Annotated in this window: 15 protein-coding genes; 10 read left to right on the plus strand and 5 right to left on the minus strand. The window is 51.7% G+C overall.

Going from position 1 to position 13,368, the window contains the following annotated elements:
• Positions 1 to 144: 144 nt before the first annotated feature.
• Together MHN01_RS05630 and bcp are read left to right on the plus strand one after the other, a co-directional pair.
• Positions 145 to 684, plus strand: coding sequence for an ACT domain-containing protein (locus MHN01_RS05630; protein ID WP_239410417.1), 540 nt, complete (start codon positions 145 to 147; stop codon positions 682 to 684).
• An 11-nt stretch (positions 685 to 695) separates the two neighbouring features.
• Positions 696 to 1,166 carry a thioredoxin-dependent thiol peroxidase gene (gene bcp, locus MHN01_RS05635; protein WP_239410418.1) on the plus strand — a complete coding sequence of 157 codons (471 nt, stop codon included), beginning with the start codon at positions 696 to 698 and terminating at the stop codon, positions 1,164 to 1,166.
• A gap of 90 nt (positions 1,167 to 1,256) precedes the next feature.
• Here the strand turns inward: bcp and MHN01_RS05640 are convergent, their stop codons facing one another.
• A complete protein-coding gene (locus tag MHN01_RS05640) occupies positions 1,257 to 2,045 on the minus strand; it encodes a DUF4198 domain-containing protein (protein ID WP_239410419.1) in 789 nt (262 codons plus the stop codon).
• 48 nt (positions 2,046 to 2,093) lie between these two features.
• Positions 2,094 to 2,408 (minus strand): hypothetical protein, encoded by a 315-nt coding sequence (locus MHN01_RS05645; protein WP_239410420.1) that lies wholly within the window; start codon positions 2,406 to 2,408, stop codon positions 2,094 to 2,096.
• A gap of 256 nt (positions 2,409 to 2,664) precedes the next feature.
• Between MHN01_RS05645 and MHN01_RS05650 the strand changes: the two genes are divergently transcribed.
• Genes MHN01_RS05650 through MHN01_RS05660 form a run of 3 tightly spaced genes read left to right on the plus strand, consistent with a single transcriptional unit; the run spans position 2,665 to position 5,760 of the window.
• Positions 2,665 to 2,907: a ferrous iron transport protein A gene (locus MHN01_RS05650; protein ID WP_239410421.1), complete on the plus strand. Its 243-nt coding sequence runs from the start codon at positions 2,665 to 2,667 to the stop codon at positions 2,905 to 2,907.
• 22 nt (positions 2,908 to 2,929) lie between these two features.
• A complete protein-coding gene (feoB, locus tag MHN01_RS05655; RefSeq protein ID WP_239410422.1) occupies positions 2,930 to 5,491 on the plus strand; it encodes a ferrous iron transport protein B in 2,562 nt (853 codons plus the stop codon).
• Complete coding sequence (locus MHN01_RS05660; RefSeq protein ID WP_239410423.1) at positions 5,491 to 5,760, plus strand: FeoB-associated Cys-rich membrane protein; 270 nt, start codon at positions 5,491 to 5,493, stop codon at positions 5,758 to 5,760. The genes feoB and MHN01_RS05660 overlap by 1 nt, the downstream gene beginning before the upstream one ends.
• Before the next feature lie 137 nt (positions 5,761 to 5,897).
• Here MHN01_RS05660 and MHN01_RS05665 read toward each other — a convergent pair whose 3' ends face one another.
• A complete protein-coding gene (locus MHN01_RS05665; protein ID WP_239410424.1) occupies positions 5,898 to 6,971 on the minus strand; it encodes an AI-2E family transporter in 1,074 nt (357 codons plus the stop codon).
• Positions 6,972 to 6,978: 7 nt separating this feature from the next.
• Positions 6,979 to 7,233: a sulfurtransferase TusA family protein gene (locus MHN01_RS05670; protein WP_370646434.1), complete on the minus strand. Its 255-nt coding sequence runs from the start codon at positions 7,231 to 7,233 to the stop codon at positions 6,979 to 6,981.
• Between the two features lie 173 nt (positions 7,234 to 7,406).
• On the opposite strand from MHN01_RS05670, the gene MHN01_RS05675 reads away from it, so the two are divergent.
• From MHN01_RS05675 to MHN01_RS05690, 4 genes are all read left to right on the plus strand, one after another.
• Entirely contained in the window at positions 7,407 to 8,861 is a 1,455-nt protein-coding gene (locus tag MHN01_RS05675; RefSeq protein ID WP_239410426.1) for a M48 family metalloprotease, read from the plus strand.
• Between the two features lie 134 nt (positions 8,862 to 8,995).
• On the plus strand, positions 8,996 to 9,346 hold the full coding sequence (gene arsC / locus MHN01_RS05680) for an arsenate reductase (glutaredoxin) (RefSeq protein ID WP_239410427.1): 351 nt from the start codon (positions 8,996 to 8,998) through the stop codon (positions 9,344 to 9,346).
• Complete coding sequence (gene wrbA / locus MHN01_RS05685; RefSeq protein WP_239410428.1) at positions 9,346 to 9,927, plus strand: NAD(P)H:quinone oxidoreductase; 582 nt, start codon at positions 9,346 to 9,348, stop codon at positions 9,925 to 9,927. The genes arsC and wrbA overlap by 1 nt, the downstream gene beginning before the upstream one ends.
• 19 nt (positions 9,928 to 9,946) lie before the next feature.
• Positions 9,947 to 10,375 carry a DUF2069 domain-containing protein gene (locus MHN01_RS05690; RefSeq protein ID WP_239410429.1) on the plus strand — a complete coding sequence of 143 codons (429 nt, stop codon included), beginning with the start codon at positions 9,947 to 9,949 and terminating at the stop codon, positions 10,373 to 10,375.
• A 94-nt stretch (positions 10,376 to 10,469) separates the two neighbouring features.
• On the opposite strand, the gene MHN01_RS05695 is transcribed toward MHN01_RS05690, so the two are convergent.
• Positions 10,470 to 11,705 carry a DUF2066 domain-containing protein gene (locus MHN01_RS05695; protein ID WP_239410430.1) on the minus strand — a complete coding sequence of 412 codons (1,236 nt, stop codon included), beginning with the start codon at positions 11,703 to 11,705 and terminating at the stop codon, positions 10,470 to 10,472.
• Positions 11,706 to 12,057: 352 nt separating this feature from the next.
• Between MHN01_RS05695 and MHN01_RS05700 the strand changes: the two genes are divergently transcribed.
• Entirely contained in the window at positions 12,058 to 13,308 is a 1,251-nt protein-coding gene (locus MHN01_RS05700; RefSeq protein WP_239410431.1) for a uracil-xanthine permease family protein, read from the plus strand.
• The last annotated feature ends 60 nt before the right edge of the window (positions 13,309 to 13,368 follow it).

Raw genomic sequence — 13,368 nt, forward strand, 5'->3', positions numbered from 1 at the left:
CTGCTTTCCACTTTTTGCAGAATATCACTCTAGGGTATGCGGCTTTCGCCAATTTGCGACCGATCCCTCCCTGCCCTCAAATAGCTTGATTTACAATGACTGTGCTACCATGCATATGATAATCAAAACACGATGTGTATAAATATGGAACATTACCTAGTAATCACGGCTATTGGTACGGACCGCCCGGGCATCTCAGATGAAGTCACCCGACTGATCACCCACTGCGGCTGCAATATCGTCGATAGCCGACTTGCCATCTTCGGCAGTGAGTTTACCCTTATCATGCTCGTTGCCGGCAATGGCAACGCGATTTCCCGTGTCGAGTCGACCCTGCCTCTCAAAGCGCACGAACATGACCTGTTGACGGTGATGAAACGTACCACCAAACACGAGTACCGCTTTTTCCCCTACACGGCTGACTTCCATATCGAAGCCGACGACTCCCCGGGAATCATCGAACAGTTCACCCATTTTTTCGCCACCCGGGAGATCGATATTGCCTCGTTAAGTGCCCATACCCATGAAGCCAGCGAGGGAGACAGCCCGAACCGTTTTCAGTTACAGATCAGCACCAACTTGCCTGAAGGCTGTAACTTAATGTCTTTACAAGAAGAATATGAAGCGCTTTGCCAGGACTTGCTCGTCTCAGGCAACGTGACATTCATCGGCCACAATCAATAAGGAAAATATATATGAAGACTTTGACCGCCGGTACGCCTGCGCCAGCCTTCACACTGCTCAACCAGGATAGCCAGCCTGTCAGTCTGGCAGACTTCAAAGGCAAAAAAGTGCTTGCTTACTTTTATCCTAAGGCCATGACCCCGGGCTGTACGGTTCAGGCCTGCGGCTTGCGCGACAGCAAGGCTGAGCTGGACGCACTGAACGTAGTGGTACTGGGTATCAGCATTGATCCGGTTAAGCGACTGCCGAAGTTTATCGAGCGCGATAACCTGAACTTCACCTTGCTATCTGACGAAGACCACGCTGTGGCAGATCAGTTTGGTGTCTGGGGCGAGAAGAAATTCATGGGGAAGGTTTATGACGGCCTGCACCGCATCAGTTTTCTGATCAACGAAGACGGTGTCATTGAACATGTCTTCAATAAGTTCAAGACCAAAGATCACCACGAAGTGGTGCTTAACTACTTTAGCGACAACGCGTAAGACTCTGATAGAAAAGATATTACACAAGCTCCCTCAGGGTAACCCTGGGGAGCTTGAATCTAGAAGACGATTAAGCCTGCAAGGATGGGATTACAGCTCCTGAGCATTCACCCAGATAACCGCATCCTGAGAAAGCTCCTTGCCGTTATGCTCTGTTGCAGGGCCTGAACCCAGACATGCAAAGCCCCATACACCGGCTTTTGGAATACCGAAAGTAAACTCACCATCTTGGTCTGTGATCGCAACAATAGCGGTTTCCGGTACTTCACGGTAGTTATCTTTACCGAATGCATTACCCTTCATGTCGATATCTGTGTTGATGTATTCAATCTCACACTCGACACCCGGTGCTGGCTTGCCTTCGCTCAGAAGCTGACCGGTAAATGTACCACCGGCAAACACCTGATATGGCTTATTCAGCGGAACGATCTCGGTAGCCAGCTCCAATGGCTGCTCCCAACCAGTTGGCAGACCGCCCTTGTTCACATATGACTTGGTGATTTGCTGGATATAGATGTCCTCACCTTTTTCATAGTAAGGTGCCGGCACAACCGCGAAGACGTAGTCACCGTTACGTTTCACTTTGAAGTCAGCCTGATAAGCTTTTGCCTTATTATCAGGGCCAGTCCAGCTGATTGACTTCAGCTTGTCCATCAAATCAATACGCTTGTCTTTAAACTGAACAAAGAACTGCTCCGGCTTATCCATGTCCATCACGTGGCCGTTTTCCATCGGGTGGCCGAACACTAGTTTCATATCCAGGTTCACTGGCTTTTCAACAATCACATCCGGCGTGTACACCAGCTGGAAGTGAGCATTTGCCGCACCAGAAACAGCCAAAGCGGCAACACCAAGTGAAGTAAGAAGTGTCTTTTTCATTATATTTGTTCCTATAGATACTTAGAGGCCAAGCCCCATGACTGCGTATTACTCGGTAATATCTTCGCTTGAAATTTCAACCAGGTGACCTGGTCCAGCATTAAACTGTACCTTGTAGGCTCCTTCAGGCTTGTCGAACTCAAACTCGCTGTCCTCGTTCATTGCACCGTCCAACAGCTTGTTACCATTGGCATCGACAACAGCCAGCTCAACACCCGCAGCGGAAGACCCGTCGGAGAAGCCTCCCTCACATAATACTGTGCCATCACCATTGTCGTAGCAGGAACACAATGGAGTATGCGCCATACTTGCCATCGGCATCATGGATAACATGAGCGCGAACGATAGTTGTTTTCTATTCATGTAATGACCTGATCTTTATTGTTAGCGATGCCTATTGCGATTTATAGATACGACGCAAATGAGCAGCGAATTGAATACGAGCAAAAAGATACCAGTAACCGAAATAAGAATCTTTCTTATTGACACTTTTATTGAGCTAAATCAAAAACAGTGATAACTATTCTCATTTGGCTTGAAAGTTATTGATTTATATAAATAATATTCACGATCAATTTTGGAAAAATTATTCCTTTTCAACAATTTGCGGGCAGCATTTATGACATTGAACGATACCCTACCGAATCAGACCGTTGTTGTTCTCCGTCATCACGCAACGGGAGTGATAAGACAACGCCTGATGGATTTAGGCATCATGCCGCAGGCCCAAGTCACCATGGTCAGAAGTGCTCCTCTAGGCGATCCCATAGAGATCAAAATAGACAACACCCACGTCTCTCTGCGCCGTGCGGAAGCGGCAGGTATTGAAGTCACCTCGGCCACTCCGATAGAAACGGTGTAATGCCGGAACAAGGAACCAAACAATGACAAACAGAACTCCGCTGGTTGCTCTGTCCGGCCAGCAAAATGCCGGTAAATCAACCCTGTTCAACCTGCTTACCGGTGCCAGGCAGCACATAGCGAACTATCCCGGTGTCACCGTCGACAAGAAGTACGGCTACTTCAGCCATAATAATCAGTCCTATCAGGCGGTTGATTTGCCCGGTACCTACAGCTTGTCGTCATTCTCTCTCGAGGAGCGGGTGGCGCGGGACTTTCTCTGTGACGAAAACCCGGATCTGGTGATCAACGTGGTCGATGCAGCCAACCTGAAGCGATCGCTACATCTCACCGTTCAGCTACTTGAAATGGAATGCCCAACCATCCTTGCCCTGAACATGATGGATGTGGCTAAGCGGGAAGGGATCAAAATAGATACGGACACCCTGAGCCAGCGCCTTGCCGTTCCGGTCGTGACGACCGTCGGGCGAAAAGGTGAAGGGCGCTCGGAGCTGTGTGAGCTCATTCAGGCTCACACGGTATCCAAGGTCCCCCCTGACGCTGGAGCCATCGGGAATGCAGACAACACCAGACACGAAAGCCAGCCCTACTACCCGGCATTAACCGCCGCGATGGCCGAGCTAGATAGTGCCCTTGCCCCGCTGACCGCTCAAATCGTCCAGTTACCATACCGTTGGTTAAAGCTAAAACTGCTGGAAAATGATGCCCAACTTATCGGCAGGCTCGCCGCCCGGGTACCTAACGAACAGCTGCTCACGCTGCAAAATCTCCTTGTCGAGCTGCGTACTCGGTTCGAACAGCAGCACAACACCAGCATCAATGACTATATCGCCGCCCAGCGGGAAGCATTTGTCCAGTCGCTGATCATGGCGACGGTTACCGTCACCCCAAATCAGGGACCGACTCTGTCCCAGAAGATTGACAAGCTGGTGCTCAACCGCTTCCTGGCACCCGGATTTCTGATCATGACGGTATTTCTGATCTACCAGCTGGCGATCGTGCAGGGTTACGAGCTGACCAATTATACCTGGCCGTATCTTGCCGCCATGAGGGAGTGGGTAGCCGCCCTGTTGCCTGAAGCCGGGTTCCTGTTTGATCCCTATACCCGCTCACTGGGCCTATGGATCGTCGACTCGGCCAATACGCTACTGAACTATGTGCCTATCTTTATCATTCTGTTCGCCCTGATCGCGATCCTGGAAGATTCCGGCTATATGGCTCGTATTGCCTTTGTCGTCGACAAGATCCTGCACCGTTTCGGTCTCCATGGTCAGAGTACGCTACCGCTGATCCTAAGTGGTGTTTTCGCCGGTGGCTGTGCCGTACCGGGTATCATGGCGACTAAGGGCATTCCGGATCACCGGGCAAGAATGGCAACCATCCTGACAGTGCCATTTATGAACTGCCTGGCAAAAGTCCCGCTGTATGCCCTGCTGGTCGGCATTTTCTTCGAGCAAGAAAAAGCATTGATGATGTTCTACATCTCGACCATGACCATCATTGCGGCATTGCTGGTAGCCAAACTGCTTTCTGTCACCGTGCTGCGCGGTGAAGAGAGCGCCCCGTTTGTTATCGAGCTGCCTCGCTACAATTTGCCGACTGTCCGGGCCGTACTGACCCGCTCGGTCGAGCGAACCTGGATCTATATCAAGAAGGTCGGCACCATTGTTGTTGCCGTATCGGTCGTGATCTTCACCCTGCTTCAATACCCTGGCCTGCCGGAAGACCGGAGCGACTTCTATCAACAGCGCTCCGAGCAAGCCATCAGCCGCTTTAACAAGGCGATGGACAACAACCCTTACCTTGAACTGGCCCAGGGAGAGCAACTGGTTTCGCTGATGAATTACTACAATGACTTCAAGCGAGCCAAGCTCAATGCCAAAGGGGCGGCAGCTTCAAAAGCTGTGAACGAGACATTCAAACAGCGCAACCCGGAATTTTACCCGTTTGTCAAAGCCCCCAAAGACGACAAGAAAGCGAAAAAAGCCAACCGTGCACTGCGCAAACTGGCCAGCGCGCGCAAATCGATTCGCCGTGAAATCAAGGAAGAACGCCTGAGCCACTCTTTGCTGGGCTCTATCGGCCGCTCTCTGGAGCCTGTCACCCGCTTCGCAGGTTTCGACTGGAAGATAAATGTTGCCCTACTGTCCTCTTTTGCAGCCCGGGAGAGCAGCGTGGCCACGCTAGGAGTACTGTTCCAGCAAGAGGATGATCAAAACACCACGCTAGAGGAACGTATGGGCGATCAGGACAATAATCTGACATCGCTGACTGCCGTTTCGATGATCCTGTTCTTTGCCCTGTACCCGCCATGCCTAGCCACTATGATTATGGTTCGTGTTCAGACCGGACAATACCGCTGGATGTTGCTGGCTCTGTTGTTCCCGACGGCATTAGGGCTCGGCGTGTCCAGTACCACCTATAGCCTGGGTATAGCGCTGGGCATTTCCGGTATCACCATGATGAGTAGCGTCTACTTTAGCGGCCTTGCCCTGTTGCTAGTGGTCGGGCTGTACCCGGCCTTTCGGCGCAAGCAAAAACCGGCCATTCCCGCAACGCCACAAGATAGCCATGGAGTGATCTAATGACGACAAACACAGCGCCCACAACACCGGTATTGCCAGATCTCGCCGCCTCTTCGGGGTGGACCGATCTTGCTATCGTCGGTCTTGTTATCATCGCCGCACTGTTTTACCTCTATATCAGACTGTGGAAAAACAAAGGGCGTTGTGACGGCTGCAACCGTTGCGGCAAACCTGCCCGGCAGCCTCAGTGCCGCCAAATAGGAACTATCGCAACGATTCGCCCAATGAACGAGAACAGCGAAAAGAACAACAGTTCTTCCGTGCCATAACAACCACTCGCCCAGGCTGCACGACATAGCAACAGACTAATGCGGTCTCGGGATTAAGTAATTGACGCTATAGACAAAAAAAGCCAGTCGCTAAGCGACTGGCTTTTTTAACACGCAATTGTAAACAATGGGCTGGGCTACTCTGTGATTTCCTCATCCTCGAGGCTAGTCGACGGCAGAGCGTTCCACACAGCCTTGACCAGAGTGGCCAACGGAATCGCAAAGAAAACGCCCCAGAACCCCCACAGGCCGCCAAATACTAGTACGGCAACAATGATGGCAACCGGATGCAAGTTGACTGCTTCTGAGAACAGGATTGGTACCAGAACGTTGCCGTCGAGTGCCTGGATAATGCCATACGCCACCAACAGCCACCAGAAGTCCGGACTGATCCCCCACTGGAACAGACCGACCATCGCAACCGGCAAGGTCACGGCTGCTGCTCCGATATACGGGATCAGTACTGAGAAGCCCACCAGTACGCCCAACAGCACGGCATAACGCAAATCCATGATCGCAAAAGTGATATAGCTGACAATACCGACAATGAATATTTCGGTCACCTTGCCGCGAATATAGTTCGAGATCTGCTGGTTCATCTCGACGCCCACCTTGCTGGCCAGACGACGGTTCTTCGGCAACAGGCCGCTCATGGTTTCCAGCATTTCTTCTTTATCTTTCAGCAAGAAGAAAACCAGCAGGGGTACCAAGATCAAGTACACAGCCAGGGTGGCCAGGCTCACCAGGGAAGACAGGGAGCTCTTGAGCACGCTCTCGCCCATACCAAGTACGTTCTCACGCAGGGTGTTCATAAAGGTGCCAACCTGATGCGGCTGAACAAAATCAGGGTAACGCTCAGGCAGGCTGGAGACATACTGCTGCAGGCCATTGAACATGTTCGGCACGTCGGCAATCAGATTGCCGACCTGATGCCAGATCGTCGGCACCAGGCCGAAGACAGCCATTACCATCAACCCAACAAAGAGCAGCAATACCACCATCACAGCGATTGAGCGAGGCAGCCCTAACCGGGTCAGCCGCATAACGGGCCACTCCAGTAAATATGCCAGGACTATAGCCACCAGCAGAGGGGCGATCAGGTTGCCAAAAAAGTATATGGTCAAAAAGCCAGCTAACAGGATGGCAACGAGGCTCACGGCATGGGGGTCTGAAAATCTCCGCTTATACCAGCGGTTTAGCATGTCCAGCATAAAATCTTTACTGCCTTTTGGTCACGATAATTACAAGCTCTTGCGGACAAGCAGCCTGCTGTTCAATGTCAAACCCGTGGTTTAACAGGTAACGGGGAATATCTTGTCTGGCACCCTGATCAGAAATATGAATTTTCAGGCGCTGCCCGCAACAGAGCTCCTTGGTTGCTCGCTTAGCCAATAAAAGTGCCATAGGGCAACGTTCTGAAGTCAAATTGAGCGATGGGGTTTCCATTCCGGTATGCTGACAGTTATTATCCATCGGAGTATTGTAAATGACATCGGTGCGACAAAAAAGAAACCTGTTGCAGCTTTCGTTGTCATATTCTTTGTAAGTTATACCTGTTCAGGAATAATTTAGCTATTTTGATAGTTACAAGTTATCGGCCAAACAGGAAAGGAACCTATTTTCACAAAGGCGGTTGTATTATTAACATGTTTCGATTTGCCAAAGCTCCAACCTATCTCTTAGTCAGCGCCCTGCTGAGCTCGAGCTTTACTGCTCAGGCCGAAAACTTTAATGCGCTGCCGGAAATTGGAACCACGGCAGCCTCTACGCTGACCATCGAGAAAGAAATGGAATACGGTGACGCTTATATGCGGATGCTGCGTGCCAGCATGCCGGTGATCAGCGACCCGTTGCTATCGGAATACATCCAGGATCTCGGCCATCGCCTGGTCGCCAATGCCAATGACGTGCGCACACCGTTTAACTTTTTCATGATCCAGAATCGTGAGATCAACGCCTTTGCTTTCTTTGGCGGTCATGTCGCTATCCATAGCGGTCTGTTCTTACATGCTCAATCTGAAAGTGAGCTTGCCTCGGTCGTCGCCCACGAAATCGCCCATATTACCCAACGCCACCTTGCACGAAGCATGGAAGATCAGGCCAAGAAGTCGCCGGCCACCATGGCCGCGCTCATAGGTTCCCTGATGCTGGCTATCGCCTCACCCGAAGCCGGGATCGCCGCCATACATGCCACGACGGCAGCATCAGCCCAGGGGCAGATCAACTATACCCGCAGCAACGAAAAAGAAGCCGACCGTATAGGTATTGCTACCCTGGCGAAGTCTGGCTTTAACGTCCAGGCCATGCCCCGCTTCTTTGGCCGTCTGGCTGATCAGTACCGCTATGCCAGCACGCCACCCGCGATGCTGCTGACTCACCCATTGCCTGAATCTCGTATCTCGGATACCCGTAGCCGGGCCAACCAGTTCCCTGCCAAGCGAGTCAGTACCTCCGAACGCTACCAGCATGCGCGGGCACGAATTGTCGCCCGCTATGCGGGGATCGATAGCGAAGCCGCTCTTGACTGGTTCAACCGTCAGCTGAAAAAAGCCAATGCACAGCAGAAGAAAGCCCTCAATTACGGCAAGGCGCTGGTATATATCGATTCCGGTAAATACCAGCAGGCCCATGAGCTGCTGGATCCTCTGTTGGCAGCTGAGCCAAGCAACCGCTTCTATATCGATTCGGCGACCGATCTTGATCTCTATGAAAAAAAATACGACCAAGCCATTACGCGCCTCGAAAAAGCGCTGAAAGATAACCCCAACAATAAGGTACTTCGCCTCAATCTCGCCCATGCCCTTCAGAAGGCAGGCCGCAGTACCGAGAGCATTTCAATCCTGACACGCTACACCTACGACAATACCGATGACACCAACGGCTGGCACCTGTTGGCCCAGGCCTATGCCGACAGCGGTCGTCGTGACGCCGAGCTGGCTTCTCGTGCCGAGCTAATGGCACTGCGTGGTCAATGGGACAAGGCTATTCAGCATTACATTCAGGCCAGCCAGTTGGTCGAAGTTGACTCGCTGGATCAGGCGCGTTACGACGCACGGATTGATCAGCTGCGCCTTGCCCGCGCTCGCATCGCAAATCTCTGATCCTGTTAGTCTCTTTGCTTTTCTTCCGGGTTGCAGTTCCTCTACAATAGGACTGCAACATAAATTCTCCATTCTGCTAACCTGACAGCTCACTCAGGCTACAGCAAATGGCAAAATATCAATAGGGAGAAACCATGTCAGTTACTATCTATCACAACCCTCGCTGCTCGAAAAGCCGCCAGACTCTGGCACTGCTTGAAGAAAACGGGATCACCCCGGACGTGGTCAAATACCTTGAGCAAACTCCGAGTGTCGACCAGCTTAAAGTCCTGCTAAGCCAGCTGGGCTATAGCTCGGCCCGCGACATGATGCGTACCAAGGAAGCCATCTACAAAGAGCTGGCCCTCGGCGAAGAGAGTGTTACCGAACAACAACTGTTTGAAGCGATGGCCGAGAATCCGAAGCTTATCGAGCGTCCGATTGTCGTCAAAGGCGACAAAGCAGCGATGGGGCGCCCGCCAGAGCAAGTGCTGGACATTCTGTAATGCATAAGATCCTGGTGCTCTACTACAGCCGCCATGGAGGCACCCAGCAGCTGGCACGGCATATTGGCCGTGGGATCGAGCAGGTTGACGGTTGCGAGGCCATCTTGAGAACGGTGACAGATCTTGATAGCCAGGGAGAACTCGTCGGCGCACCGACAAAGGGCGATCCTGTTGTAACCTTGGATGACCTCAAGGCCTGCTCGGGACTGGCCATGGGCAGCCCGGTTCGGTTTGGCAACATGGCTGCACCATTGAAGCATTTTATCGACAGTACCAGCAGCCACTGGCTTTCCGGTACCTTGATAGGTAAGCCGGGCTGTGTCTTTACCTCCTCCTCATCCATGCATGGAGGCCAGGAGACCACGCTGCAGTCAATGATGCTGCCGTTGTTGCATCACGGTATGCTGATTGTCGGCCTCCCGTACTCTGAACCACTGCTGCATACGACCCGCTCGGGAGGAACGCCTTACGGAGCCTCGCACCTCAGCCATGGCCAGCAGAAGGTTCTGGACAACGACGAATCGACCCTTGCCCAGGCACTGGGCAAGCGCCTTGCCGAGGCGGCAATCAAGCTTGCATGACTAAGTGAAGGACAACCGTATGACAGCAATGAGCAAATCGACTCAGAATTTGCGCTATTCCGCCTTAATTGCCAACCTCTCTCTCATTTTGTGGGTGGGTATATGGCAAAGCACTCTTTCCCCCCATCCGCACCTGAACAGCTTTGTTCTGGCCGGCATGTGGGTATTACCCATGCTGTTCCCGCTAAAGGGGATCCTTGAGGGCAAGCCCTACACCCATGCATGGGCAAATTTCATCCTGATGCTCTACTTCCTTCATGCCCTGACCATACTTTGGATCGACGGCGGTGAGCGCCTGTTGGCACTTGTCGAGCTGGGGATCACCTCCTGGGCATTCGTTTCCAATATTCTTTTTGCCCGTCATAGAGGCAGAGAACTGGGTATCAAGCTGAAGAAGCTGTCGCAGGTTGAGAAGGAAGAAAGAGAGAACCACGGCGATAAAAAATAGCCTCTTCAGAAACAAAGCTTACACAAACAAAAATGCGGTGGAATCCCACCGCATTTCGTTAACTCGCTACATCAAGTGATACGCCTATCGCACCTTATGGCTGCCAGTAATACTGATTTACCCGGCTAAGTGTTGGCATCATGGTTGCCGTTACATCAACAGCCTGTGGATCCTGGGGCACATCAGCTGTTGGCTCGGTGTTAAGCGGCACTTCTTCAACCACACTCTCCTCAACAACGCCTTCTCCAACAACAGCGCCTTGCGACTCAGTCGTCTCAACTAATCCTACCTCAGACTCAGCAGCAACCGTATAACCGTTATCGGCAGGCTGCGAGGTCAAACGACGATCCTGGCTTAGCTCACGCTGAAATGCCATTTCAGAACTCAGCAGGTTCACACCAAAGATCACAGTATCCCCTTTAAGCTTGCTGGCATTGACCGACGCTACTGAAGTCAGGTTGGTCAGCATACGCTCAAGGGCAAAGAAATCTTCTGTCGACCGAATGTTGGCAACCTGAATCGCATACTCGCCGTCGCTGGCACCGCCTAACTGCACGGCATATTTGCCTGCCAGCTGATCGGCAACCTTATTCATCATCTCTGTCAGCGCGTCGGCTGATGTGCCTGCCGCCCGGCCCTCTGCCGGTGCAACTTGCGATGACACCAGATACTCTGGCTTGTCGGCAAACAGCTGCCAGCCCAGCTGAACACTCTGATCAGCCTGCTGACGTACCCGAACAACCAGAACGGCATCAGGCTGGTAGCGTGCACTGGCATCGGCAATCGGCTGGACAAAGCCGCCCCAGATGTCCGGGATGTTGATTGCCGTCACGTCTTCAAAATCTCCGATCGGCATCATCACCGGGACGCCTCGGTTATCCGCGGCTTTTTTCAGTTGCGGCTCAAAGCTGTTACCGGACTGATCCCAGATAATATCGCGGCTACGGTTCGCATCATTGACCATCCAAACGAGCACACTCGGACGCTGCTCGCTCCATAGCGTGGCATTGGCCTGAGTTAACAAGTTACGAATTTGGGACTGATCAAAGGTCAATTGCAGCGTTTGCTGGCCGTCCTGGCTACCGTAACCAAACTGACTGACATACGGACTGCTGTTCGACAGTGCCTTGCGAATAATCTCATTCTGAGTAATTGTGCTCTGGCCCGACACTTTAATCAGTACCTGCTCCAGCGCTTCCTCACGGGCTTTTTTTTCAGACTGTTTATCCGTGTCAGGCAACGCCACCTCTGCCTGATATAAATTGGTTACCGTTGCAGCTTTAAGCGGCAAGGCCAATAAAGCACACAGTAGTAGAGCAAAACGCAACATAGAAAACTCATTAATCACTTAATTATTCCCCGATCATAAAATGAACGAGCCAGTATCGGCAACTGCAACTGCCACAAAATCCCAGACTATCTGATATTTATTGGATTGACTATCGCTTCCGCTTTCCCTTTGCTGTTCTAACGCATACTTAAGGGTTGCCTCAGCACAAAGGGACTATATAAATGTACTTTCAACCATCACCAGATGTAATCATTACAAAAAAATCAACCCAAGATCACAAAAATAACAAGACTTTCTTGCAAATGATAATTTTAACAAAAAGTGGATAGGCAAACGATTACACCCGTGCTAGCATTGCGCGATTTTTTTTTAGACAGGGTGGAAAAGTAAAATGATGCAGGTACTACAAGGTGCACAGATGCTCTTCGTTGCATTTGGTGCGTTGGTTCTGGTTCCGTTGCTTACGGGGTTAGATCCTAGTGTTGCGCTCTTCGGCGCAGGTATTGGTACCCTCCTCTTTCAAGTCATCACCAAACGTTCCGTTCCTATCTTCCTTGCTTCCTCTTTTGCCTTTATTGCTCCTATTATGTATGGCGTCCAGACCTGGGGCGTTCCTGGTACGATGGGCGGCCTGATGATGGCAGGGGTTATCTATGTCTGCATGGGTGCGGTCATCAAAGCACGCGGAGTCGGTATTATTCATAAACTCCTTCCGCCTGTTGTTGTTGGACCTGTGATTATGGTCATCGGCCTAGGCCTGGCACCAGTAGCTGTCAACATGGCTTTGGGCAAAACCGGAGACGGTGCGGTCCAGTTAATTGATGGTAATGCGGCACTGTGGATTTCAAGTATTTCTCTGCTGGTCACTATTGCACTGAGCGTGTTTGCCAAAGGCTTCCTGAAGCTGATCCCAATCATGGGAGGCATTGTCGCCGGTTACTGTGTAAGCCTTGGATTCGGTGTGGTCGACTTTAGTCCGGTTGCCCAGGCAAGCTGGCTGGCTCTGCCGAATTTCACTTTCCCGGAGTTCAATATCAACGCAATTCTCTTTATGATCCCGGTTGCTATCGCCCCGGCGGTAGAGCACGTCGGTGATATGCTGGCAATCTCCAACGTTACCGGCAAGGACTACCTGAAAAAGCCAGGCCTGCACCGCACGATGGCTGGTGATGGGGTTGCGACCATTGCCGCTTCCATGTTTGGAGCTCCACCAAATACGACATACTCGGAAGTAACCGGTGCGGTAATGCTGACCAAGGCATTTAACCCTGTGATTATGACCTGGGCTGCAGTAACGGCTCTGGTACTCGCGTTCGTCGGTAAGCTGGGTGCAGCACTACAGACCATTCCGGTTCCTGTTATGGGCGGTATCATGATCCTGCTTTTCGGCTCCATTGCCACAGTCGGCCTGAACACGCTGATCAAAAACAATGTTGACCTGCATAAAGCCCGCAACCTGGTGATTGTCGCTGTCACGCTGGTCTTCGGTATTGGTGGTATGGCATTTGGCATCGGCGAGTTCAGCCTGCAGGGCGTCAGCTTGTGCGGCATCGTGGCTATCTTGCTAAACCTGGTCCTACCGGACGACCTGGGTGAAAACCATGTGGTCGACAATGCTCAGATAGAAGACACAGCCAACTAAGCTTAGACTGCTGACAATACCCAATAATAAAAAAGCGCCGATGGTTATCAACCATCGGCG

The organism is Photobacterium sp. OFAV2-7 (assembly GCF_022347985.1).
Lineage (GTDB): Bacteria > Pseudomonadota > Gammaproteobacteria > Enterobacterales > Vibrionaceae > Photobacterium.

Bases quoted from the DNA above. Each gene is read 5' to 3' on its own strand.
- bcp (WP_239410418.1), top strand. From the start codon at position 696: ATGAAGACTTTGACCGCCGGTACGCCTGCGCCAGCCTTCACACTGCTC.
- MHN01_RS05690 (WP_239410429.1), top strand. From the start codon at position 9,947: ATGACAGCAATGAGCAAATCGACTCAGAATTTGCGCTATTCCGCCTTA.
- MHN01_RS05630 (WP_239410417.1), top strand. From the start codon at position 145: ATGGAACATTACCTAGTAATCACGGCTATTGGTACGGACCGCCCGGGC.
- MHN01_RS05695 (WP_239410430.1), bottom strand. From the start codon at position 11,705: ATGTTGCGTTTTGCTCTACTACTGTGTGCTTTATTGGCCTTGCCGCTT.
- MHN01_RS05640 (WP_239410419.1), bottom strand. From the start codon at position 2,045: ATGAAAAAGACACTTCTTACTTCACTTGGTGTTGCCGCTTTGGCTGTT.
- feoB (WP_239410422.1), top strand. From the start codon at position 2,930: ATGACAAACAGAACTCCGCTGGTTGCTCTGTCCGGCCAGCAAAATGCC.
- MHN01_RS05645 (WP_239410420.1), bottom strand. From the start codon at position 2,408: ATGAATAGAAAACAACTATCGTTCGCGCTCATGTTATCCATGATGCCG.
- MHN01_RS05675 (WP_239410426.1), top strand. From the start codon at position 7,407: ATGTTTCGATTTGCCAAAGCTCCAACCTATCTCTTAGTCAGCGCCCTG.
- MHN01_RS05665 (WP_239410424.1), bottom strand. From the start codon at position 6,971: ATGCTGGACATGCTAAACCGCTGGTATAAGCGGAGATTTTCAGACCCC.
- MHN01_RS05670 (WP_370646434.1), bottom strand. From the start codon at position 7,233: ATGGATAATAACTGTCAGCATACCGGAATGGAAACCCCATCGCTCAAT.
- MHN01_RS05660 (WP_239410423.1), top strand. From the start codon at position 5,491: ATGACGACAAACACAGCGCCCACAACACCGGTATTGCCAGATCTCGCC.
- wrbA (WP_239410428.1), top strand. From the start codon at position 9,346: ATGCATAAGATCCTGGTGCTCTACTACAGCCGCCATGGAGGCACCCAG.
- MHN01_RS05650 (WP_239410421.1), top strand. From the start codon at position 2,665: ATGACATTGAACGATACCCTACCGAATCAGACCGTTGTTGTTCTCCGT.
- arsC (WP_239410427.1), top strand. From the start codon at position 8,996: ATGTCAGTTACTATCTATCACAACCCTCGCTGCTCGAAAAGCCGCCAG.
- MHN01_RS05700 (WP_239410431.1), top strand. From the start codon at position 12,058: ATGATGCAGGTACTACAAGGTGCACAGATGCTCTTCGTTGCATTTGGT.